Origin of the sequence: Desulfovibrio diazotrophicus (assembly GCF_902498985.2) — a bacterium.
Classification (GTDB): domain Bacteria; phylum Desulfobacterota; class Desulfovibrionia; order Desulfovibrionales; family Desulfovibrionaceae; genus Desulfovibrio; species Desulfovibrio legallii.
Genome location: NZ_OX346397.1, coordinates 1,279,140 through 1,301,549, shown reverse-complemented (window position 1 = coordinate 1,301,549; position 22,410 = coordinate 1,279,140). Strand labels below are relative to the sequence as shown.

General features: G+C 62.8%; 14 protein-coding genes. 5 read left to right on the top strand and 9 right to left on the bottom strand.

From position 1 onward, the window contains the following. The first annotated feature begins 168 nt into the window (after positions 1–168). Both J7I12_RS05620 and J7I12_RS05615 read left to right on the top strand, forming a co-directional pair. Positions 169–1,398 (top strand): glycosyltransferase family 9 protein, encoded by a 1,230-nt coding sequence (locus J7I12_RS05620; protein ID WP_302549151.1) that lies wholly within the window; start codon positions 169–171, stop codon positions 1,396–1,398. Beyond that, on the top strand, positions 1,398–2,675 hold the full coding sequence (locus tag J7I12_RS05615) for a CgeB family protein (RefSeq protein ID WP_487125764.1): 1,278 nt from the start codon (positions 1,398–1,400) through the stop codon (positions 2,673–2,675). Before J7I12_RS05620 ends, J7I12_RS05615 begins: the two co-directional genes overlap by 1 nt. Before the next feature lie 238 nt (positions 2,676–2,913). Here the strand turns inward: J7I12_RS05615 and J7I12_RS05610 are convergent, their stop codons facing one another. Together J7I12_RS05610 and J7I12_RS05605 are read right to left on the bottom strand one after the other, a co-directional pair. Continuing rightward, complete coding sequence (locus tag J7I12_RS05610) at positions 2,914–4,125, bottom strand: iron-containing alcohol dehydrogenase (RefSeq protein WP_118230061.1); 1,212 nt, start codon at positions 4,123–4,125, stop codon at positions 2,914–2,916. Positions 4,126–4,572: 447 nt separating this feature from the next. After that, positions 4,573–6,117, bottom strand: a complete 1,545-nt coding sequence (locus J7I12_RS05605) for a helicase HerA-like domain-containing protein (RefSeq protein WP_487125765.1) — start codon at positions 6,115–6,117, stop codon at positions 4,573–4,575. 103 nt (positions 6,118–6,220) lie between these two features. On the opposite strand from J7I12_RS05605, the gene J7I12_RS05600 reads away from it, so the two are divergent. From J7I12_RS05600 to J7I12_RS05590, 3 genes are all read left to right on the top strand, one after another. Then, positions 6,221–6,400, top strand: a complete 180-nt coding sequence (locus J7I12_RS05600) for a GntT/GntP/DsdX family permease (RefSeq protein WP_118230063.1) — start codon at positions 6,221–6,223, stop codon at positions 6,398–6,400. An 85-nt stretch (positions 6,401–6,485) separates the two neighbouring features. Next, on the top strand, positions 6,486–7,640 hold the full coding sequence (locus J7I12_RS05595; RefSeq protein ID WP_302548952.1) for a glycerate kinase: 1,155 nt from the start codon (positions 6,486–6,488) through the stop codon (positions 7,638–7,640). 49 nt (positions 7,641–7,689) lie between these two features. Beyond that, on the top strand, positions 7,690–7,944 hold the full coding sequence (locus tag J7I12_RS05590) for a hypothetical protein (RefSeq protein WP_130958077.1): 255 nt from the start codon (positions 7,690–7,692) through the stop codon (positions 7,942–7,944). Positions 7,945–7,962: 18 nt separating this feature from the next. Here J7I12_RS05590 and modD read toward each other — a convergent pair whose 3' ends face one another. The 7 genes from modD to rpoB all read right to left on the bottom strand — a co-directional run bounded on the left by modD (position 7,963) and on the right by rpoB (position 22,258). Next, the gene (gene modD / locus J7I12_RS05585) at positions 7,963–8,829 is read right to left on the bottom strand and encodes a ModD protein (RefSeq protein WP_118230066.1); all 867 of its coding nucleotides are present in this window, start codon (positions 8,827–8,829) and stop codon (positions 7,963–7,965) included. Between the two features lie 433 nt (positions 8,830–9,262). Further along, positions 9,263–9,955 (bottom strand): molybdate ABC transporter permease subunit, encoded by a 693-nt coding sequence (locus J7I12_RS05580; RefSeq protein WP_242621247.1) that lies wholly within the window; start codon positions 9,953–9,955, stop codon positions 9,263–9,265. After that, positions 9,952–10,749 (bottom strand): molybdate ABC transporter substrate-binding protein, encoded by a 798-nt coding sequence (gene modA / locus J7I12_RS05575; RefSeq protein ID WP_118230067.1) that lies wholly within the window; start codon positions 10,747–10,749, stop codon positions 9,952–9,954. Before modA ends, J7I12_RS05580 begins: the two co-directional genes overlap by 4 nt. After that, a complete protein-coding gene (locus J7I12_RS05570; RefSeq protein WP_118230068.1) occupies positions 10,727–11,491 on the bottom strand; it encodes a molybdenum ABC transporter ATP-binding protein in 765 nt (254 codons plus the stop codon). The genes modA and J7I12_RS05570 overlap by 23 nt, the downstream gene beginning before the upstream one ends. A 421-nt stretch (positions 11,492–11,912) precedes the next feature. After that, positions 11,913–13,349 carry a DnaA ATPase domain-containing protein gene (locus J7I12_RS05565; RefSeq protein WP_118230069.1) on the bottom strand — a complete coding sequence of 479 codons (1,437 nt, stop codon included), beginning with the start codon at positions 13,347–13,349 and terminating at the stop codon, positions 11,913–11,915. 494 nt (positions 13,350–13,843) lie between these two features. Then, on the bottom strand, positions 13,844–18,016 hold the full coding sequence (gene rpoC, locus J7I12_RS05560) for a DNA-directed RNA polymerase subunit beta' (protein WP_118230070.1): 4,173 nt from the start codon (positions 18,014–18,016) through the stop codon (positions 13,844–13,846). A gap of 105 nt (positions 18,017–18,121) precedes the next feature. Then, entirely contained in the window at positions 18,122–22,258 is a 4,137-nt protein-coding gene (gene rpoB, locus J7I12_RS05555; RefSeq protein ID WP_118230071.1) for a DNA-directed RNA polymerase subunit beta, read from the bottom strand. Between the last annotated feature and the right edge of the window lie 152 nt (positions 22,259–22,410).

Below are 22,410 nucleotides of genomic sequence, written 5' to 3'. Positions count from 1 at the left end.
GGCGTTGCGCCCGGCAAGCGTGAACGGGCCGCGTTCTTCCGGGCGTTTCCGGACCGGGGATGCCCGGCCTGTGCTCAGAAAATAAAAGAGGTTGCGGAGGTGGGGCGCTTTTGCCGCCCCTTTCCGCAGCAAAAGCAACTCCTCCAACCTGTTCCATGGTGGGGCGACATGGCGGCATTTTTGGTATTGCAGGCGGCGCGCTTCGGCGATCTGGTTCAGAGCGGGCGGCTGTTGCGCGGGTTGCAGGCGCAGGGAGAAACACACTTGGCCGTGGACGCGGGCTTGGCCCCTCTGGCCCGGCTGCTCTATCCCTTTGCCCCGGTCTGGGAATTGGCCCTGCACGGGCGGCCCACGGGCGCGGCCCTGGCGCGCAATCGAGAAGTTTTGGCCCAGTGGCGGCGGCAGGACTATGCGGCGGTTTACAACTGCAATTATTCCGGGTTGACGGCGGCGCTCTGTCGGGTTTTCGCGCCGGAGCAGGTACACGGCTACCGGCCCACGCCGGGCGGCCTGCTGCGTTCGCCTTGGGCCGCCCTGGGTTTCGGGCTGAGCGCCCGGCGGGCGGAAACGCCCCTCAACCTGGTGGACTTCTGGGGCCATTTCTGCGCGGAGCCGGCCTTGCCCGCAGCCGTCAATCCCCGGCCCCTGCCGGGGGGCGGCGGCATCGGGGTAGTGCTGGCAGGGCGGGAAGCCCGCCGTTCCCTGTCTTTGCCGATGCTGACCCAGCTGCTGCCGGCGGTTTTTCGCCTGTTGGGCGGCCCTGCGGTGTTCTTGCTGGGCACGGCGGCGGAACAGCCCGCCGCCCGGCGGCTGCGGCGTCTGTTGCCGACGCAGGTGCAGGAGCGCGTCCGGGACCTGTGCGGCAAAACGGACTGGCCGGGGCTGACGGCGGCGCTGACTGGCCTGGACCTGCTGCTCACGCCAGACACGGGCACCATGCATTTGGCCGCGCGCCTTGGCGTGCCGGTGCTGGCCTTTTTTCTCTCCTCGGCCTGGGCGCACGAAACCGGCCCCTACGGTCCGGGGCACCATGTCTGGCAGGCGGCTTTGCCCTGCGCGCCGTGTCTGGAGTCCGCGCCCTGTCCCAGGGGCACGGCCTGCGGCAAACCTTTGGCGTCGGCGGACGTGCTGCGCTCCGTGGCCGCTGTGCTGCGGGGCGGGCCCGTGCCGCCCCCGCCGCCGGGGCTGCAGGTCTGGCGCACAGGGCTGGACGTTCTGGGCGGCCGTCTGGATCTGCTGGCCGGTGAGGACGCCCACGCGGCAGCGCGGGCGCACTGGCGGGCCTTGCTGTTCCGGCGTCTGCGGCTGCCGGATGCGTCGGAACAGGGGAATACGCCCGCGCCGGAATGGTTTGCCCCGGATGCGGGCTGGATGTTGCCGCCAGGGAGGTATTGCTGATGTCCGCCACGTCGTTGCGCATTCTTGTGGTGCTGCCCATGTACGGAGGATCTCTGCCCATCGGGCGCTACTGCGCCGCCGCTCTGCGCGGTCTGGGGCATCAGGTGCGCGTATTTGACGCGCCGCTGCTGTACCCGGCCTTTACCGGCGTGCGCGGTCTGGGGCTGGCCCCGGCCCCGGCCGGACAGCTGGAAAACGCCTTTCTGCAGTTCGTTTCGCAAGCCGTCTGGGCTATGGTGCGGGAGCAGGAACCCCATCTGGTGCTGGCTCTGGCCCAGGCCCCGCTGGGGCGCGGGCTGCTGCAGCGCCTGCGCCGGGCCGGGGTGCGCACGGCCATGTGGTTTGTGGAGGACTACAAGGTCTTTGAGTACTGGCGGGCCTTTGCTCCCCTTTACGACCTGTTTGCGGTCATCCAGAAGGCGCCTTTTTTCTCCCTGCTGGCCGGGGCGGGGCAGCCCAATGCCCTGTACCTGCCCCTGGCGGCCCTGCCGGAGTTTCATCGTCCCCAGGAACTCAGCCCGGAGGAACAGCGGGAATACGGCGCGGACATCGGCTTTCTGGGCGCGGGGTACCCCAACCGGCGGCGGGCCTTCCGCAGCCTGGTGGGGCGGGATTTCAGACTCTGGGGGTCGGATTGGGAGAACGAGCCCTTGCTTGCCCCGCACTTGCAGCGCCAGGGCGCGCGTATCGGGGAGGAGGAGTGCGTCAAAATCTACAACGCCACCCGCGTGAACCTCAATCTGCATTCCAGCGTGAGCGATGCGGATGTGGTCGCCCAGGGTGACTTTGTCAATCCGCGCACCTTTGAGCTGGCCGCCGCCGGGGCCTTTCAGCTGGTGGACGCGCGCGCTCTTTTGCCGGAATTGTTCGCCCCCGGAGAGTTGGCCACTTTCACCTCCCTGCCGGAAATGCTGCTGGGCATTGATTATTACCTGGCCCACCCCGAAGAACGCCGGGCCATAGCCCAGCGCGGCCGGGAGCGCGTGCTGGCGGAGCACACCTACGCCCGCCGCATGGAAACCCTGCTTGCGGCTGTGGCGGATTGCCTGGGCCCCTGGCCGGAGGCGGAGGCCCCAAAGGCGGCGGACTGCGGCGCTGCAGCCCTGCCGCCAGACCTAGCGGCAGGGCTGCAAAATATGGTGCACAGCCTGGGCCTGGGCCCCCACGCGGGCTTTGCCGATGTGGTGGCCGCCCTGCGGGCCCGCAGCGGCGTACTGAACGAAGCCGAAGCCGGCCTGCTTTTTTTGGATGAGTGGCGCAAGCAGTACAGGCGCTAGAGCAGTTTACAAATGAAATGAGTTAATTGCTCTGCAAGGATTTTCTTGAAAATCCTTGCCACGAAATGCGAGAAGGCAGGCTTTTGCCTGCCGTAAGCGAGCATTTCAAGTGTTAACTACTCTAGGGCATTTCAATTTTGAAAAGCCCTGGCGGTTGCCTACGCAGACGCCCACCGTGGAGGCGCAAGTGCAAGGGGGCCTTTCGGCCCCCTTTGTCATGCTGCGCGCCTCCGGGCTGTCAGGCCAGTGGACGCAGCGAGGTGGTGTAGATGCGGGCCACGCGCTCCCTGGAGGCCTTGACCGGAGCCACGGAGAGCAGCAGGCTCAGCGACGGGGTCTGTTCCACCAGGTCGCAGAAGCGGGGCACGTCTGTTTCCTGCACGCCTATGTCCTCCAGCTTCTGAGGTACGCCCACGGCCGCGAGCCAGGCTTCCACGGCACGGGCGGCTTCGTGGGCCTCTGCGGGCACGCCCTGGAGGTCGGGGGCCAAGGGCTGCAGGATATGGGCCAGCAGGCCGGGGCGGGCCGGGTAACATTCCAGAATCACGGCGGGCAGCAGTACGGCCAGGCCCAGACCGTGGGCCAACTGCGGGCAGACGGCGCTCAGCGGGTGCTCCAGGGCATGAGTAAAGTGCAGCAGGCCGTTGTCAAAGGCTACGCCCGCCTGCAGGGCGGCAAAGCACAACTCGTAGCGCGCCCTGAGGTTGGCCGGATTTTCCAGCGCCTTGGGCAGCCAGGTGTGCACCAGGCGGATGGTTTCGCGCGCCAGCAGCACGGCCAGAGGGTTGGAGACCGTGCTGGTGGCCGCCTCTATCACATGATTGACGGCGTCAATGGAAACATAGCGGGTCTGGTCTGGGGCCAGGGCCGCCATGAGGGCCGGATCGTCGATGGCGTAGCGCGGGTAGATGCAGTCGTAGGCAATGGCGGGCTTATAATTGAGCTTCGTCACCGTGGCCACGGCAAAGCGGTTGACCTCACTGCCCGTGCCGTGGGTCAGGTTGACGGCCACGATGGGCAGGGCCTTTTCAGGCGTAAAGCGGAAGCAGTAGAGGTCTTCGGCGGTCTTGTCCGGATAGGCCAGCATAATGGCGGCGCTCTTGGCGCAGTCGATGGGGCTGCCGCCGCCGATGGCCAGGACCGCTCCCACGCCCCGTGCGCGGCCCAGGGCCGTGGCCTCGTCCACGCTGTCGGTAGTGGGGTTGGGCGTCACCTTATTGTACAGGGCCAAGGCCATACCCTGACGGGAAGCCGCTGCCTCCAGCTTGTCCCAGGCGCCCGTGACCTTGTAGGCATGCCCGCCCGTGACGCAGAGCAGGGCGTTGATGCCCTCCTGGCGGAATTGGGCCAGAATGTCGTCGAGCTTGTCAATGGCGCCCACGCCCAGGTATGCTGTAGTCTTGACGCGCAGTTCCCGTACCGCATTGTAGTCGCAAGCCTCATCCCACATGGTTTCCTCCTTATTTCACCGGGCGTCCAGGATATGCGCAGGGCAGATCCTGGGCGCCTGATGAATTGATATTTTTTTCACAAGTGAAAAATACGCCTGCCGTGCGGGGGAGTAAAGGGCTGTGGTGGGGGCTATAGGCGCAAAAGGGGAAGATGGATGGGAATAAGGTAATAATTTTATTTTGTTATATGTATAACGTGGTTGTTAAAAAAATTACAAGCAACTGCGCAGGACAAAAAGGCAGTATGCTGACTGCCGCCAACAGCCAGGGACGTGCTGCCCCTATGCGTCTGAGGGCCGACGGACGTTAGAGCAGTTAGCGAATGAAATGAGCTAACTGCTCTGCAAGGATTTTCTTGAAAATCCTTGCCACGAAATGCGAGAAGGCAGGCTTTTGCCTGCCGTAAGTGAGCATTTCAAGTGTTAAATGCTCTAGGGGCGCGCGCTTCAGCGGCGCGAGCCCAGAATGCCGCCCATGAGACCGCGCAGAATTTTTCTGCCGATTTCCCGGCCGATGGTGGTACTGACCGTGCGGGCCATGCGCAGGGACAAATCGCTGACCACATCGCCCAGATCCGGGTTTTCTCTGGCTTCGCGCCGGGCCCGGCGTTCCGCTTCGCGCTCCTGTTTTTCTGTTTCCCTAGCCTGCTTTTCCGCCGCTTTGGCCGCTTGCGCCTGCCGGACGGCCGCCTCTTTTTGTCGGAAGTGGGCTTCCAGCCGTTCGTAGGCCGATTCCCGGTCCAGGGGCGCATCATAGCGGCCTGCCAGACGCGAGGTCCGCAGTACGGCTTCCCGTTCCGCGTCCGTAACGGCCCCCACCCGGCTTTCGGGCGGGAGAATGAGGGCCCGCTCCGTCATGCCGGGCTTGCCCTTGGGGTCCAGGAAGGAAACCAGAGCTTCGCCCGTGCCCAGTTGCGGGATGACCGCTTCGGGGTCCAGGGCCGGATTTTCCCGAAAGCTCCGGGCTGCGGCGCGCAGGGCCTTCTGTTCCTGCGGCGTGTAGGCGCGCAGGGCGTGCTGCACCCGGTTGCCCAGTTGGGCCAGCACTGCGCCCGGCACGTCCAGAGGGTTCTGGGTGCTGAAATAGACCCCCACGCCCTTGGAGCGGATAAGCCGTACCACCTGCGCCATTTTGTCCAGCAGGGCTTCGGGCGCGTCGTCAAACAGCAGATGGGCTTCGTCAAAGAGCAGTACCAGGCGCGGTCTTTCAGGGTCGCCCACTTCGGGCAGCTGCTCAAACAGCTCTGAAAGCAGCCAGAGCAGCACGGCGGCGTAGAGGCGGGGCCGCTGCATGAGCTCCCGCGCGTCCAGAATATGAACCAGGCCGCGCCCCCGCAGATCCTGGAGCAGCAGGTCTTCCAGGCGCAGGGCCGGTTCGCCGAAGAATTTGTCCCCGCCTTCTTCCTCCAGGCGCAGCAGGCCGCGCTGGATGGCCCCGATGCTGGCCGCGCTCACATTGCCGTAGGTATTGCGGAAGGAAGCGGCGTTTTCGCTGGCGTAGGCCACCATGCTGCGCAGATCTTTGAAATCCAGCAGCAGCAGGCCCTGGTCATCGGCCATGCGGAAGACCAAGTGCAGAACATCGGCCTGTACGGGGCTGCAGTCCAGCAGACGGCTGAGCAGCAGGGGGCCCATATCGCTTACTGTGGCGCGCAGGGGGTGGCCGCGCTGTCCGGTCACGTCCCAGAAGCAGACAGGATAGGCCTGGTTGACATAGCCCTTGTCCCGCAGGCCCAGGTCCGCCACGCGTGCGGCAATGCCGCCCGTGGGCTGCCCGGCCTGGTTCAGGCCGCCCAGGTCGCCTTTGACGTCAGTCATAAAAACAGGCGTGCCCAGCAGGCTGAAATTTTCCGCCAGGGTCTGGAGGGTGACGGTTTTGCCCGTGCCGGTAGCCCCGGTCACCAGGCCGTGCCGGTTGCCCATGCCCGGCGTAAGGCAGATTTCCCGTCCCGCCGCCATGGCCACACATATTTTTTTATCGCTGGTCAGCATGCCGTCCTCCCGTCAAGGCATAGGGGTGCCGCCTTGTTGTAGCGAGAAATCGGCGCAAAGACAAAGGGGCTTTCCGGGGAGAGACGCCCCCCTGGCTTCCCTTATGCTGGTTATCGGCGCCGGGGCCATCGGCGCTTCACACGTCACAGATTCCGGCTTCTGGTTCGTCAAGGAGTCCCTTGGCATTCCCATGGGCTCCATGTACGCTACCTATACCGCCGGAACGACCATAGCGGCAGTGCTTGGTCTTATCGGCACGTTGCTGCTTTCCATGTTCCTGTAAGCCTGTTTCCCGGTCTCCTCCCCGGACCGGGAAACACACGCACGGGCCCCTTCCCGCCAATCTGTCTTTTCCACAAGGAACAGATATGAAAATCGTCATCGCGCCGGATTCGTACAAGGAATGTCTGTCAGCCGTGCAAGTGGCTGCGGCCATTGAACAGGGTTTCCGTGAAATCTTTCCAGACGCCGTTTTTGTTGCCGTGCCCGTGGCCGACGGCGGGGAGGGCACCGTGGACGCCATGGTGGCGGCTACCAAGGGCCGCCACGAGACCGTGACGGTCAAGGGCCCCTTGGGGGCGCCCGTCGAAGCCGGCTACGGCCTGACGGGCGACGGCTCTACGGCGGTTATTGAAATGGCCGCCGCCAGCGGACTTGGGCTTGTGCCGCTTGCCAAGCGCAATCCGCTCTATACCACCAGTTACGGCACGGGGCAGCTTATCCGCGCGGCCCTTGACGCAGGAGCGCGCAAATTCATCCTCGGCATCGGCGGTAGCGCCACCAATGAGGGTGGGGCCGGCATGCTGCAGGCGCTCGGCGTGCGGCTGCTCAAGGCCGACGGCCGGGAAATAGAGCCCACTGGCCAAGGCTTGGGTGAGCTGGCCGCCATTGATATGTCCGACTTTGACAGCCGGTTGCAAGACGCCGTGATCGACGTGGCCTGTGATGTGGACAACCCCCTGTGTGGTCCGCGCGGGGCTTCGGCCATTTTCGGCCCCCAGAAGGGCGCCACGCCGGATCTGGTGGAGCGGCTGGACGGCTATCTGCGGAACTTTGCCGCCATAACCCTCCGCGACCTGGGCGTAAATATGGCGGACATGCCCGGTGCGGGAGCCGCCGGAGGCATGGGCGCCGCCATATACGCCTTTCTGGGCGGGCGTCTGCGCCCCGGCAGCGAAATCGTCACCGAGGCCGTGGGGCTTGACGCTGCGGTCAGCGACGCGGATCTGGTCATCACCGGCGAAGGGCGCATCGACGGGCAGACGGCCTTTGGCAAAACGCCTGTGGGCGTGGCCCGCGTTGCCAAACGTCATAACAAGCCCGTTATTGCCATCGGCGGTTCACTGCGAAGCGACGTGGGCGCTGTTTTCGCGCACGGCATCGACGCCGTTACCAGCGTGCTGTACCGCCCTTGCAGCATTGATGAAGCATTGGCCGAAGGCGGAGAAAACCTGCGCATGGCCGCGCGTAATGTCGCCTCTATGGTCGCTGTAGGCCTGGGATTGAACGGAAGGGCGCGCTGATATGCCCGGCGCTTACGGGGCAAGCTGGCGTGCGCACCCGGCGTACAACATGTGTTTTCTCTGCGCTATGGCCGCCGCCTGGGGAATGTACGCCCTTATCTATCTGGCGGGCATTCCCTGGGCTTCGCAGCAGGCCAATGTGCTGGTTTTTGCCATAGCGGGGCTGTGTTTCATTTTTATTTTTGTGCTGCCCCGCTATGGCCTGAAACCCACGGTCGTGCGCTATGCCGTCATGGCCGTCACCCTGATTCCCTCTCTGGCCAACGGTCAGGAATTGGTGCGTCAGAGTGGTTTTCTGGATTAGGGCGAGGGCGCGTTAAAGCTACTCTGCCCCGCAGGCAGCCCGCATGACGACCTTGATGTCCGCAGGTCGGCCGAAGTAGGGCCAGGTGGTTACCAGCACGTCCACGCCCGTGGCGGCATAGGCGGCGGCATTGTCGCCGTTAACGCCGCCCGCCGCCAGAATGGTGATGGCCGGAGCTGCGGCCCGCAGGGCGCGCACGGTTTCCGTCAGTACGGGCAGCGGGAATTTCTCGCACTGGATGACGTCCGCGCCGGCCCTGGCCAGCAGCAGGGCTTCTTCGGGCGTGTCCACCTCCACGGCGATTTTGCGTTCGGGCATGGCCTGCCGCCATTGTTCCCAGTGGGCTGCCAGAGCTTTGGCGCCGCCGTCCGCCAGAAAGGCGCGGTGCTGGGCAAAGATGAGGATGGAGTCGGAAAGCCCCTGGCGGTGTACCGTGGCCCCGCCGCAGCAGGCGGCTTCCAGGCAGACGCGCTTGGCCCCCGGCAGGTTTTTGCGGGTCACGGCCACCTGCACGCGCGGGTTGGCGGCCCGGGCCCGCTCCACCATGAGGGCGGCGCGTCCGGCAATGCCGCTCATATATTCCATGAGGCTCTGGCAGGCCTTCCAGCAGCGGTGCAGATCGGCGGCGGCCCCGCGGGCCGTAAGAAAAACTTCGCCGCCGCGCGGGCGTGCGCCGTTGCCGGCCGTGGCCGTGACCGCCAGGCCCTGGTCGCGGAGCAGCCAGGCCGCTTCGTCCGCGCCGCCGAGCACGCAGTCCGCTTTGGGCGCAAAGGTCATAACCCCGCGCTGTGCGCCTATGCGCAGGAGGTCTACGGTCAGGTCCAGACCGGGACAATCCTCGTTGAGCAGAGCCCGCAGCCATTGGGGATCGGGAGGCAGATACATAAACAACTCCTTTGAATACCGGTGGATGTTGTAAAATGGCGGAAACCGCCTCCAGAACCCGCCGTCGGCACGGCCGTGACAACGCGCCCCCGCGTCCTCACGGAGCAGACCTGCGTCTGCTCCGGGTTCGTTGTTTCCCCCGTGTCGCGCGTTCCAAAGTCTGGACAGTTTCGGTTGCAGGCCGTGCCGTCCGTTAGAGCATTTAACACTTGAAATGCTCGCTTATGGCAGGCAAAAGCCTGCCTTCTCGCATTTTGTGGCAAGGATTTTCAAGAAAATCCTTGCAGAGCAGTTAGCTCATTTCATTCGTTAACTGCTCTAGGGCCGTGGCCGCGTGACGCCTTCATTGGATGGAGTCCAGCTTGCGCCTCTGGTTTTGGGGCGTCAAGGGCGTCCGGCGCGGGGTCTTTGCGCCTGTCGGGCTGCAAGGCCCTCAGAAGGTCCGGCGCTGACACCAATCCATGCCCAGATAGAGCAGCAGGCTGACCACGGCCAGCAAGGCGCAGAGCAGCCCGGCGCGTTCAAATTCGCCGCTGGAGACGGCGTTGAACACTTCCAGGGACAAGGTATTGGTGCGGCCTGCAATATTGCCGCCCAGCATGAGGCTCATGCCCACCTCACCCAGGGCGCGGGTGAGGCCCAGCAACAGGCCCGCGCCCAGCCCGTGCCGGATAAGGGGCACGGTGACGCGGAAAAAACAGGAGGCGGGTCCGGCCCCGCAAACGCGGGCGGCCTGGCGCAGGCGCTGCAGCTCCGGATGGCCCAGGGCCGTTTGCACTGGCTTGACCACCAGGGGCAGACCAGCCAACCAGGCGGCCAGAATGATGCCTCCTTCAGAAAAAACCAGGCGTACGCCCAGGGTCTTCCACAGCAACAGTCCTCCCCAGCCGTTGCGGCCCAGAAACATGAGCAGCAAAAAGCCCATGGCCATGGGAGGAAAGACCAGCGGCAGGGTCACCAGAAAATTGACCGCCCGGCGCAGAGCGGGCTTAGGGCTCTGGGCCAGGGCGGCCAGGGGGATGGCTGTGAGGCCGTGCAAAAGCAGACAGGCCGTGCAGACGCGCAGGGTCAGCAGCAGAGAGAAGCGGACCTCCGGCGTGCCGAGCACAGCCCAGATTTCGTTCACGGGCGGGCTTCAGGCCGCAGGCCGTGCTTGCGGCAGACGGCCAGGGCCTCCGGCGTGGCCAAAAATTCCATAAAGGCGCGCACGCCTGGGGCGTCTTCCTGTCCCTGCACCACGCCGGCCACCAGCAGCAGCGGTTCATAATCCTTGCGGATCTCCATCCAGCCGCCGATCTTTTGGCCTTGTTTGCGTACAATGGCCTCGTTCACAAAGCCCGCGTCCAGATCACCCGAAACCAGATAGGAGAAGACCTGTGGCACGGTGGAGAACATGGCCACTTTGTCCTTGACCGTGGGCATGAGTCCGCTGCCTTTGAGAAAAGCCACGGCGGCCCGGCCGTAGATGGCGGCCTTGGCGTCCGGATGGCCGATTTTGGTCACCTGCGCGCCGCGCAGATCCTGTGGGCTGTGCAAGCTCAGACCCTTGCGCCAGGCCAGCACCAGCACGGCCTCGCCCAAGGGCTGAAAGCGCGCAAAGCGCACATCCGAAGCCTTAAGGCTGACCTTGTCCGAAATGACGATGGTGGCGCCGCTGCCGGCTTTGACCTGCTCCAGCATCTGGCCGATGTTGCCGCTGTACATTTGCGCGGGCTGCTGCCCGGTCTTCCGGGCGTAGAGGGCGCAGAGATCCTGCACCATGGCCTTATAGCCCAGGCCTGTGGTCACGGCCGGCGCACCTGCCGCAGCGCTGCAGGGGGTCGGTCCTGTCGGGCCGGAAACGAGCGTCAGCGCCAGCAGCATCAGGGCCGGGGCCAGGGCTGCCCCAAAGCGAAAATCAGGCCACATGCGATGTTTCATGGAAAATCTCTCCTGTGGGATAAAAAGTGTCCATGGGCAAGAGCCCCAGCCGCCGCGCTTCAGCCAGGGTGGGGGCCACCGGCCCCTGCGCCGCCAGCCGCCCCGCCTGCAACAACAGCATGGCGGAGCCCAGAGCCAGAGCCTCCCCCGGCGCGTGGGTCACATAGAGCACGGGCAGATCCCAGTGCTCTGGAATCCGGGCCAGATAGGCGAGCAGATCGCGTTTCAGCGTCATGTCCAGGGCCGCCAAAGGTTCGTCCATAAGCAGCAGCCGCGGGCGGCAGAGCAAGGCCCGGCCCACGGCCACGCGCTGCCGTTCGCCGCCCGAAAGCGTGGCCGGGGCGCGCTCCAGCAGGGGGAGGATGTCCAGCAGGCGCGCCACGTTTTCCAGGTCCGGCGCGTGTCGCCTTTGACCTGCATCAACATTGCGGTGGTAGCGCAGGCCGAAACAGAGGTTCTCCCGCACGTTCAGATGCGGAAAAAGGCGGGCGTCCTGAAACACATAGCCCAGGCCACGGGCTTCGGGCGGCAGGTTGACCCCGGCCGCAGCGTCAAACAAAATTTTGTTGTCACAGGCTATGCGCCCGGCATCTGGCGTTTCCAGCCCGGCTATGCAGTTGATGAGGGTGCTCTTGCCCGAACCGGACGGGCCGAAGACCACGCAGACCCCTCCGCGCGGCACACGGAAGCGCAGACGCAGGGCAAAATCCTCCCGCGCTTTGGCGATATCCACCTCCAGCATGGGCGTTCCCCCCGGATGTCAGTACGTGAATTTACAAAGCTATATAACATTATCCAGAGGTTAGTGACCGCACAAGGCGCACACGCTTTTGTCTGAAAGCGTGCAGAGCAGGGAGATTGCAGGGCAGGGGGAAGGGGAAAGATTGTGGGGGGGATGAAGAAGGCTTGCGGGGGGAAGGGAACTTTTGTCCACAAAAGTTCCCTTCCCCCCGCAAGCCCATCCTTCAAAAAACTTTTTTCAGGGTGGCGTCTGCAAAGAACTGTGAGGAATGCAGGCCGAGCACAACGCAACGTGCTGCTTGAGCCACTTCACCGTTGCAATGATCTAGCAGTGGCGTAAGCAGACGCCCCCTGCCGGGTCGAAGAAGAGCCGTGCGGGGCTTGTCGTTTGTCATAAAACCCTCTGGCAGGCCGACAGGGCGCTACTGCACGGCGGACAGACCGGCGTTGCGCTCAATAAGCTGCACGGCGCGGGCCATCTGGCGGCCGAGGGAGCTTTCTTTGGAAAGTTCACGCTCCACCGAGGTAATGCCCTTGATGACCGTGGAGTGGCGGCGATTAAATTTTTCGCCGATCTGTTCCAGGGTCAGGCTGGTGTGCTTGCGGGCCAGATAATAGACCAGGTTGCGGCCCTGGACGCATTCCTTGCGGCGGGAGCGCGAGGCCAGCTGGCGTTCGTTGAGGCCGTAGCTCTGGCAGACCAGACGGAGAATGGTGGGAAAATCCGGCTCACAGCACACGCTGGCGTACTGGCTGAGCACCTCCATAGCCAGGTCTACATTGAGGCCGCAATTGAGCAGACGGGCCTTGAAAACCAGGCTGTTGAGGCAGGATTCCAGCTGACGCACGTCGCCGTTGAGACGGCTGGCCAGAAGCTGGCAGACCGGGTCGGGCAAGAGCACCTGAAAGCTGCGGGCCTTGCGTTCCAGAATGTGGCGACGCATTTCCTCGGTGGGGCGACCCATGTCAGTAAGGATGCCGGAACAGAAGTGCGAGACCAGCTGGCTGTCCACATGCTGCAGCTCGCGCGGTGAAAAAGATGAGGTGAAAATGACGCGGCCGCCCCTGGCCTGCAGGTTTTTGACCACGGCCAGGGCCATGTCCTGCATTTTTTCCTTGCCCTGAAAAAAGTGCACGTCCTCCAGCAGGAGCATATCCAGATTGCGAAAGCGGGATTTGAAGCCTTCCACATCGTGGGATTTGAGCGAACAAACAAAACGGGTGGCAAATTCTTCGGCCGTAAAATACCCCACCCTGGCGGCCTCGCCCTGGTCTGCAATGGCCCTTCCCACGGCCTGGGCCAGATGGGTTTTGCCCAGGCCGGAAGCAGAGCTGACAAAAAGGGTCTGCACACAGCCGCCGCGCTGGCTCATGTCCTGAGCAGCGGCCACGGCCATGTGGTTGGGCGGGCCCACCACCAGATCTGCAAAAGAATAGCGCCAGAGCGCCGGAGCCGGGCGGTAGGCGGGCAGGGGCAGGGGCAGGGGGGCCTGCTCTGCCCGGCGCGACACGCGCGCCGTCGGTGCAGCGCTTTCCTTGAGGCGCGGCGCAGCGCCGGCGTCGGTTACAATTGCCGGGCGGGAGGGCGCCGGGTCGGCTTCGCGGGCGCGGCGGTCCGTCGCCACCCCTACCTTCACGGCAATGGCTGCGGGGTCCAGCCCCAGTACGGGGGCCGCCGCCTGCTGCAAGGCGGGGAGCATCTTGTGTTCCAGCCAGTGGGCTACAAAGGCGCTGGGTGCTGTAAGCTGCAGACTGTCCACCCCCACGGTGGCGTGGAGAGGGGCAATCCAAACCTTGAAAACGCCGGAATCAAGCATTTTCTTGAGATTTTCGGAAATTTTTGCCCATTGTTCTTGCATGCCGCCTTGTAGCCCAAAGGATAGGACGAGGGCAACGCAGGATTAGCTGGGGTTTGCGGCAGAGACGGAAAACGCTTTCCCCAAAGGCTTAAACATATAACAAGCAAAAATCATTTATTATTTTTTGTTCAGCCAGCTTGCGGGCATGGGCTGCAAAGCCTTAAGCGACAAGGCTTTTGCCGTATATGACCATTATATGCACAGATAAGTGCCAAAGATATGCACAGTAGCAAATTGTTTTTTCTCAAAAAAGCTCATTAAATCTCCATTTTTCTGTGGCAGAGCTGTAAAGCCCGCAAGGCCAAGCCTGTACGGATGTCAAGGGGAGAAAACAATTTTTATACGGCCTTTTTGCCCGGCCACAGGCCCGGTTTTGCCGGGCGCGGCGGCAAAGCAGATTCACTGTGAAATTGCCCCGAGAAAAAAATGCGCGCGAGGTCCGGAGCTTTCGCTACGGACCTCGCGCTTGAGAAACCGTGTATCCCTTGTTGGGACTAATCGTTGTGCAGGTCCACCAAGATGGGATTTTCTTCAAGTTCTTCAAGGAACTTGTCGGGACGTTCCTTTTGATCGGGCACCACAATGTCGCCGTTAACGTACTGACGGTAGCCGGTACCGGCCGGAATGAGCCGACCCACGATGACGTTTTCCTTCAGGCCGCGCAAATGGTCTTCCTTGCCGCGCAGGGCGGCTTCGGTGAGCACCTTGGTGGTCTCTTGGAAGGAGGCTGCCGAGATGAAGGAAGAAGTGGTCAGTGAGGCCTGGGTAATGCCCAGCACCAGGGGTTCTGCCGTGGCCGGAGTGCGGCCTTCGGCTACGGCCTTGAGGTTTTCTTGCCTGAATTCGGCTTTGTCCACCTGTTCGCCCACCAGGAAGCTGGTGCCGCCGGAATCCAGGATGGTGACCTTTTTGAGCATCTGTCGCACGATGACTTCAATGTGCTTATCGTCAATGCCCACGCCCTGAAAGCGGTAGACTTCCTGAATTTCGTCCACCAGATAGCGGGCCAGGTATTTTTCGCCGCGGGTACGCAGAATGTCGTGCAGTTCGGGGTAGCCCTCGGTGAGGGGGTCGCCGGCCTCCACAAAGTCGCCGTCCGCCGCAGTGATGTGCTTGCCCTTGGGCACCAGGTATTCTTTGGCCTCGCCGATTTCCGGCGTAACCATCAGCTTGCGTTTGCCCTTGGATTCGCCCTCGTAGGTGACGGTACCGGAGATTTCCGAAACCACGGCCATGTCCTTGGGCTTGCGCACTTCAAAGAGCTCGGCCACGCGCGGCAGGCCGCCCACGATATCCTTGGTCTTGGAGGTTTCGCGCGGCTTGCGGGCGATGATGTCGCCGGGCTGGATGACCTCGCCATCCTTGATCATAATGATGGAGCCCACGGGCAGGCTGTAGACCGCCGCGGCCGCGCCGTGGCTGCGCTTTTTGACGTTGCCGTTCTCGTCGCAGATGGAGATGGACGGGCGGAAGTTGGTGGTGCGGTATTCCATGATGGTCAGGCTGGCCTGACGGGTGATGTCGTCCACCTTTTCCTGCACGGTTTTGCCGTCCACAATGTCCGTAAAGCGGATGACGCCTTCTTCTTCGCACACAAAGGGCTCGTTGAAGGGATCCCATTCAGCCAGGGTGGTGCCCTGGGCCACTTCCTGTCCGTCATGCACCAGCAGACGCGCGCCGTTGGGCAGAATGTATTTTTCGCGTTCGCGGCCCTGGGCGTCCACAATGGTCAGCTGGCCGCTCTTGCCCAGCACCAGCTCCACGCCATCGCGGTTGGTGACGGAACGCACGCGGCTGAGAATGACGCGGCCGGGATTGAGGGCTTCGAACTTGTTTTTTTCAATGGTGCTTGAAGCCGTACCGCCGATGTGGAAGGTGCGCATGGTGAGCTGGGTACCCGGCTCACCGATGGACTGAGCCGCGATGATGCCCACGGTTTCGCCCGTGTTGACCAGGTGCCCGCGGGCCAGGTCGCGCCCGTAGCACAGGGCGCAGATGCCGCGTTCGGCCTGGCAGGTGAGGGGCGAGCGCACCGTGATGGAGGCAATGCCCTTGTCCTTGAGGACGGCCGCTTCCTGCTCGTTGAGCAGCGTGTTTTCGGGCAGCAGCACGGTATCCGGCTGCTCCGGGTCGTACACGGGGTAGAGCAGCACGCGGCCCACGGCCCGTTCCCACACCGGGGTCTTGATGTCGCCGCCGTCCTTGATGTGGGTAAGCTCAATGCCGTCCACCGTGCCGCAGTCGTGTTCAGAAACGATAACGTCCTGCACCACGTCCACCAGGCGGCGGGTAAGGTAGCCGGAGTTGGCCGTTTTAAGGGCTGTATCCGCCAGGCCTTTGCGTGCGCCGTGGGTGGAGGTGAAGTACTGCAGCACCGAGAGCCCCTCGCGGAAGGAGGAGGTGATGGGCGTTTCAATGATTTCGCCCGAAGGCTTGGCCATCAGGCCGCGCATGCCGGCCAGCTGGCGCATCTGGTCCTGGTTGCCGCGCGCGCCGGAGTTGGACATCATGAAGATGGGGTTGAAGCTGGAGTTCTGCTCCTGCTTGCCCGTCTTGGGGTCGGTGAGCGTGTCGTAGGAAATCTCCCGGATCATTTCAGTGGAAACGTCCTGGGTCGCCTTGGTCCACACGTCCACCACCTTGTTGTACTTTTCTGTACGGGTGATGATGCCGTCGCGGTACTGGTGCTCAATGTCGTCCACTTCGGCCTGGGAGGCGGCCAGGATATCTTTTTTCTTCACCGGGATGGTCAGATCCTTAACGCCGATGGTCACGCCCGCGCGGGTGGCGAATTCGTAGCCCAGGTTTTTGACTTTGTCGCAGAGGATGACCGTGGCCTTGATGCCGCACTGCCGGTAGGCTTCGCCCACCAGCTTGGCAATGGCCTTCTTGGTCAGCACGCAGTTGACCAGATCGAACGAAAGGCCGGGCGAAAGGATATCGCTGACCAGCACGCGCCCGGGGGTGGTCTTGTAGATCTTGCCGTCGGGCATGCGCACATGGATGCGGGCGTGCAGCGAAACCTGGCCGGAGTCGTAGGCGGATTCCACCTCCCACGGCGCGCAGAAGGTCATGCCTTCGCCCTGTTCAAAGCTGCGCTCCACCGTCATATAATAGAGCCCCAGGACAATATCCTGCGAGGGCACGATGACCGGGCCGCCGTTGGCGGGCGAGAGAATGTTGTTGGTGCTCATCATGAGCACGCGGCATTCAATCTGCGCTTCCACAGAAAGGGGAATGTGCACGGCCATCTGGTCGCCGTCAAAGTCCGCGTTGTAGGCGGAGCAGACCAGCGGGTGCAGACGAATGGCCTTGCCTTCCACCAGCAGGGGTTCAAAGGCCTGGATGCCCAGACGGTGCAGGGTGGGCGCGCGGTTGAGCAGAATGGGGTATTCCCGCACCACTTCGGAGAGGATGTCCCAGACCACCAGCTCTTCCCGCTCCACCATCTTTTTGGCGCTTTTGATGGTGGAGGCGTGGCCGCGTTTTTCCAGCTCGGAATAGATGAAGGGCTTGAACAGCTCCAGAGCCATCTTCTTGGGCAGACCGCACTGGTGCAGCTTGAGGTAGGGGCCCACGGTGATGACCGAGCGGCCGGAGTAGTCCACGCGCTTGCCCAGCAGGTTCTGGCGGAAGCGGCCCTGCTTGCCCTTGATCATGTCCGAAAGGGACTTGAGGGGCCGACCGTTGGTGCCCGCAATGGCGCGGCCGCGGCGGCCGTTGTCGAACAAAGCGTCCACGGCTTCCTGCAGCATGCGCTTTTCGTTGCGGATGATGATTTCCGGCGCGCCCAGCTCCATAAGCCGCTTCAGGCGGTTATTGCGGTTGATGACCCGGCGGTAGAGATCGTTGAGGTCGGAGGTGGCAAAGCGCCCGCCGTCCAGGGGCACCAGGGGGCGCAGCTCCGGCGGAATTACGGGGATGACTTCCATGATCATCCATTCGGGCTTGTTGCCCGATTCCAGAAAAGCCTCTACAATCTTAAGGCGTTTGATGATTTTTTTCTTCTTGGTCTGGCTTTTGGTGGCCTCGCCTTCGTCGCGCAGTTCCTGGCGCAGCTTTTCCAGGTCCAGTTCTTCCAGCAGGGAGCGCACGGCCTCGGCGCCCATGCCCACGGTCATGACTTCGTCGCTGCCGTAGTGGTCGAGGATCTGGAGGTACTGGTCTTCGGAAATGACCTGACGCTTCTGCAGGTTGGTCTGGCCGGGGTCCAGCACAATGTAGGAGTCGAAGTAGAGCACCTTTTCCAGATCGGCCATGGTCATGTCCAGCAGTGTGCCGATCTTGGAAGGCAGGGTCTTGAGAAACCAGATGTGCGCTACGGGCGCGGCCAGTTCAATGTGGCCCATGCGCTCGCGCCGCACCTTGGAGGCAATGACCTCCACGCCGCACTTTTCGCAGACAATGCCGCGGTGCTTCATGCGTTTGTATTTGCCGCAATTGCACTCGTAGTCCTTCACCGGGCCGAAGATTTTGGCGCAGAAAAGGCCGTCCCGTTCCGGCTTGAAGGTGCGGTAGTTGATGGTTTCCGGTTTTTTCACCTCGCCGTAAGACCATTCGCGGATGGCCTCGGGCGAGGCGATGGAAATCTGGATGGCTTTCAGGTTGCGGATGTTTGTCACGTTGCTCGACGTGCCGCGGGCGGTGAAAAGATCGTCCAGGCTCATTATAGTACCTTGCTTTGATAAAAGCTCGTTGGAATCGTTTACGCCTTGCCGGATCGGCCGGAACCGGAAGGGCGCGGCGCGTGAAAAACGCGCCGCGCCGAAAACCTAGTTCTCGGTTTCACGCTCCTGGAAGAACTCCTGGCGTCGGGGCTTTTTTTTGCCTTCTTCCTGGTGCAGGGTCACGTTGAGGCCGAGGCTCATAAGCTCCTTGACCAGCACGTTGAAGGATTCGGGCAGGCCGGCTTCCAGGAAGTTGTCGCCCTTGACGATCTTTTCGTACATCTTCACGCGACCGGTCACGTCGTCGGACTTGACGGTGAGGAACTCCTGCAGCAGATAGGCCGCGCCGTAGGCCTCCAGGGCCCAGACTTCCATTTCGCCCAGCCGCTGGCCGCCAAACTGCGCCTTGCCGCCCAGGGGTTGCTGGGTGACCAGAGAGTAAGGGCCCGTGGAGCGTGCGTGGATTTTTTCGTCCACCAGGTGGTGCAGCTTGAGCATGTACATGACGCCCGTGGTCACCCGGTTTTTGAAGGCCACGCCCGTGCGGCCGTCGTAAAGGGTGGTCTTGCCGTCGTTGGCCAGCCCCGCCTTGTCCATCCAGCCCCAGATTTCTTCTTCGGTGGCGCCGTCAAACACGGGGGTCTTGGTAACGATGCCGTTGCGCAGCTTGCGCACCGAGGCGGCAAATTCCTCGTCGTCCATGTCGTCCACCAGGGCGTTGATGTCTTCAGAGGCAAAGACGTCTTTGACCTCATTGCGCACCACCTGCATGGCCGCGCCGGAATCCACCAGTTCGGCCAGCTGCCGGCCCAGTTCCTTGGCGCCCCAGCCCAGATGCGTTTCCATGATCTGCCCGATGTTCATACGCGAAGGCACACCCAGGGGGTTGAGCACGATGTCCACGGGGCGGCCGTCGGCAAAGAAGGGCATGTCTTCTTCCGGCAAGATGCAGGAAACCACGCCCTTGTTGCCGTGGCGGCCGGCCATTTTGTCGCCCACCGAGAGCTTGCGCTTGATGGCGATGTGCACCTTGACCATTTTGATGACGCCGGGGGGCAGGTCGTCGCCTTCGGTAACTTTTTCGCGTTTGGAGTCGTAGACGGCCTTGAGGTATTCCACCTGGCGGTCATAGCCCTTGAGCTGCTCCGCCACCTGGTCGTTGACTTCCTTGCTTTTGAAGAGCCCGGCCAGCTTTTTGACGGGAATCTGCGCCAGTACGTCTTCGCTCAGCGCGGCGCCCGCTTCCAGCAGCACGTCGCCCTTCTTTTTGCCGGGCACGGAAGCGGCAATCTGCTTGCCCAGCACGTGCGGGGTCAGCAGCTCGCGGGTACGGTCCGTAAGGGCGCGCATGTGGTCGGCTTCCTTCTGGTCCAGCACGGCAGTGTCGTGGGACTCAATGGCCAGGGTGCGGTCGTCCTTCTCGCCGGAGCGGCGGTTGAAGACCTTTACGTCGATAATGGTGCCTTCCACCCCCGGCGGAACCTTGAGGGAGGTGTTTTTCACGTCCCTGGCCTTTTCGCCGAAGATGGCCCGCAGGAGTTTTTCTTCCGGGGTGAGCTGGGTTTCGCCCTTGGGGGTGATTTTGCCCACCAGAATGTCGTCGGGCTTGACGGCCGCGCCGATGCGGATGATGCCGCTTTCGTCCAGGTTGCGCAGCATGTCTTCGCTGACGTTGGGAATATCTCGGGTGATTTCTTCCGGTCCCAGCTTGGTGTCGCGGGCCACCACCTCGAATTCTTCGATATGGATGGAGGTGAAGACGTCTTCCTTCACCGTGCGTTCGGAAATGAGGATGGAGTCTTCGTAGTTGTAGCCGCACCAGGGCATGAAGGCCACCACCAGGTTTTTGCCCAGGGCCAGCTGGCCTTCGTCAATGCCGGGGCCGTCCGCCAGAATCTGCCCTTTTTTGACCTTTTGGCCGGGGTAGCAGGTGGGCTTTTGCCCGAAGCAGGAGTTCTGGTTGGACTTGTGGAACTTGAGCAGGTCGTAGGCGCGCACGCCGCCCTGCTTGGGGTAGAGATCGCCCTCGTAGGAAACCACGATGCGGTCGGCGTCCGCATACTGCACCAGCCCGTCGGCCGGAGCCACAATGCAGGCGCCGGAGTCGCGGGCAACGTCCACTTCCATGCCCGTGCCCACCAAGGGTTTTTCCGAGCGCAGCAGGGGGACGGCCTGACGCTGCATGTTGGAGCCCATGAGCGCGCGGTTGGCGTCGTCGTGCTCCAGAAAGGGAATGAGCGCCGCCGAGATGGAGACCATCTGGCTGGGCGAAATATCCATGAGGGTCACTTCTTCGCGCGGGCGCATTTCCACTTCGCCCTTGACGCGCACGGTGACGAATTCGTCCAGCAGATTCCCCTGAGCGTCCAGCCTGGCGTTGGCCTGGGCCACCACCTGGTCGCCTTCGCGGCTGGCGTCCAGATGCACCACATCAGTGGTCACGCGGCCCTCGCGCACTACCCGGTAGGGGGTTTCGATAAAGCCGTAGTCGTTGACCTTGGCAAAGGTGGTCAGCGAGACGATAAGGCCGATGTTGGGGCCTTCCGGCGTTTCAATGGGGCAGATGCGGCCGTAGTGCGAGGTGTGCACGTCGCGCACTTCAAAGCCCGCGCGTTCACGGGTCAGACCGCCGGGGCCCAGGGCCGAAAGACGCCTTTTGTGCGTCACTTCGGAAAGGGAGTTGGTCTGGTCCATAAACTGCGAAAGCTGCGAAGTGCCGAAAAATTCTTTGAGCACTGCGGCTACGGGCTTGGGATTGATCAGGTCGTGGGGCATGAGCGTGGAAATTTCCTGCAGACTCATGCGTTCCTTAATGGCGCGCTCCATGCGCACCAGGCCGATGCGGTACTGGTTTTCCACCAGCTCGCCCACCAGGCGCACACGGCGGTTGCCCAGGTGGTCGATGTCGTCGGCCGGGCCGTGGCTGTCCTTCAGCTGCACCAGCACCTTGATGGCGGTGAGGATATCTTTGTCCGTCAGAATGCGGGTGTCGGCGGGCTCGTCCAGGCCCAGGCGCTGGTTGAGCTTGTAGCGGCCCACGGGCGAGAGGTCGTAGTAGTCCGCATTGCGGAACAGGTTGTCAAAGAAGCTGGCGGCGATTTCGGCCGTGGGCGGCGAAGAGGGCCGCAGACGGCGGTAGATCTCTTCCTGTGCGCGCTGCTGGTCGGGGATGCGGTCCAGGGCCAGGGTATCGCGGATGGAGGAGGAGGTGTCCGTGCCCTTGGTGTGCAGCACGGCAAGCCGCGTGATGCCCGCCTCGCGCAGGCGGTCCAGCAGGCCGGGGGTGATTTCGTCCGCGGCTTCGGCCAGCACTTCGCCGGTTTCGGGGTTTACCGCGTCTTCGGAAAGGAACATGCCGTCCAGGGCGTCGGGGCGCACTTCAATGGCCTCGATGCCCGCCTCGCAGATGAGCCGCCAGCCGCGTTTGGTAATGGGCTTGCCGGCGCGCACAATGACGTTGCCGTCGGGCGCGGTGATGTCGGCGTAGGCGTTGTCCTTGCGATAGAGATCCTTGCGCACTTCCCAGAACAGGGTGTTGTTCTGCTCCAGCCGGTAGTGCTCGGTGGTGTAGAAGTACTCAAGGATATCCCGCTTGCTCATGCCCATGGCCTTGAACAGAATGGTGGCGGGCATTTTGCGGCGGCGGTCAATGCGGACGTAGAGGATGTCCTTGTGGTCAAAGTCAAAATCCAGCCAGGAGCCGCGCATGGGGATAACCCGGCAGGAGTAGAGCACCTTGCGGCTGGTGTGCGTTTTGCCGCCGTCGTGCTCAAAAATGATGCCGGGCGAACGCTGGAGCTGGTTGACGATGACCCGCTCTGTGCCGTTGATGATAAAAGTGCCTTTTTCGGTCATCAGGGGCAGGGTGCCGAAATAGATATCCTGCTCCTTGATGTCGCGGATGGTGCGGTTGCCCGAGGCCTCGTCCGTGTCGTAGACCACCAGGCGCACCTTGATGCGCATGGGGGCCTCGTAGGTCAGGCCTTTGGAAATGCACTCGGCCTGGTCGTACTTGGGCTCGCCCACTTCGTAGTTGACGAACTCCAGACTGGCAGTTTTATTAAAGTCTTCAATGGGGAAAACGGTACGGAACACGCCTTCCAGGCCCTCGTCGGGCTTGCGGTCCTCTACCGGCAGGCCTTCCTGAAGGAATTTTTGGTAGGAATCTATCTGCAGGTTGAGCAGATGGGGGATAGGGAGGGAAATCTTGATTTTGCCGAACTGTTTGGTGAGCTGGCCCATGGGTACCTCAAGTAGGTAGGCGGTTCGCCCCGGCTGCGCATCTGCGCTCATGGCGCGCCGGTGGGCAAAAAAAACGTGCGGTTACGACACCCTGAAAGCGTAAGGGCACGGTGTGGAAGTAAAGTTTGCACCGGCAGGGCGAAAAAAACCCA

Excerpts from the sequence above, each read along its gene's own strand:
- J7I12_RS05600 (WP_118230063.1), top strand. The coding sequence starts at position 6,221 with ATGCTGGTTATCGGCGCCGGGGCCATCGGCGCTTCACACGTCACAGAT.
- J7I12_RS05570 (WP_118230068.1), bottom strand. The coding sequence starts at position 11,491 with ATGCTGGAGGTGGATATCGCCAAAGCGCGGGAGGATTTTGCCCTGCGT.
- modA (WP_118230067.1), bottom strand. The coding sequence starts at position 10,749 with ATGAAACATCGCATGTGGCCTGATTTTCGCTTTGGGGCAGCCCTGGCC.
- J7I12_RS05605 (WP_487125765.1), bottom strand. The coding sequence starts at position 6,117 with ATGCTGACCAGCGATAAAAAAATATGTGTGGCCATGGCGGCGGGACGG.
- J7I12_RS05590 (WP_130958077.1), top strand. The coding sequence starts at position 7,690 with ATGTGTTTTCTCTGCGCTATGGCCGCCGCCTGGGGAATGTACGCCCTT.
- J7I12_RS05565 (WP_118230069.1), bottom strand. The coding sequence starts at position 13,349 with ATGCAAGAACAATGGGCAAAAATTTCCGAAAATCTCAAGAAAATGCTT.
- rpoC (WP_118230070.1), bottom strand. The coding sequence starts at position 18,016 with ATGAGCCTGGACGATCTTTTCACCGCCCGCGGCACGTCGAGCAACGTG.
- J7I12_RS05615 (WP_487125764.1), top strand. The coding sequence starts at position 1,398 with ATGTCCGCCACGTCGTTGCGCATTCTTGTGGTGCTGCCCATGTACGGA.
- J7I12_RS05620 (WP_302549151.1), top strand. The coding sequence starts at position 169 with ATGGCGGCATTTTTGGTATTGCAGGCGGCGCGCTTCGGCGATCTGGTT.
- rpoB (WP_118230071.1), bottom strand. The coding sequence starts at position 22,258 with ATGGGCCAGCTCACCAAACAGTTCGGCAAAATCAAGATTTCCCTCCCT.
- J7I12_RS05595 (WP_302548952.1), top strand. The coding sequence starts at position 6,486 with ATGAAAATCGTCATCGCGCCGGATTCGTACAAGGAATGTCTGTCAGCC.
- J7I12_RS05610 (WP_118230061.1), bottom strand. The coding sequence starts at position 4,125 with ATGTGGGATGAGGCTTGCGACTACAATGCGGTACGGGAACTGCGCGTC.
- modD (WP_118230066.1), bottom strand. The coding sequence starts at position 8,829 with ATGTATCTGCCTCCCGATCCCCAATGGCTGCGGGCTCTGCTCAACGAG.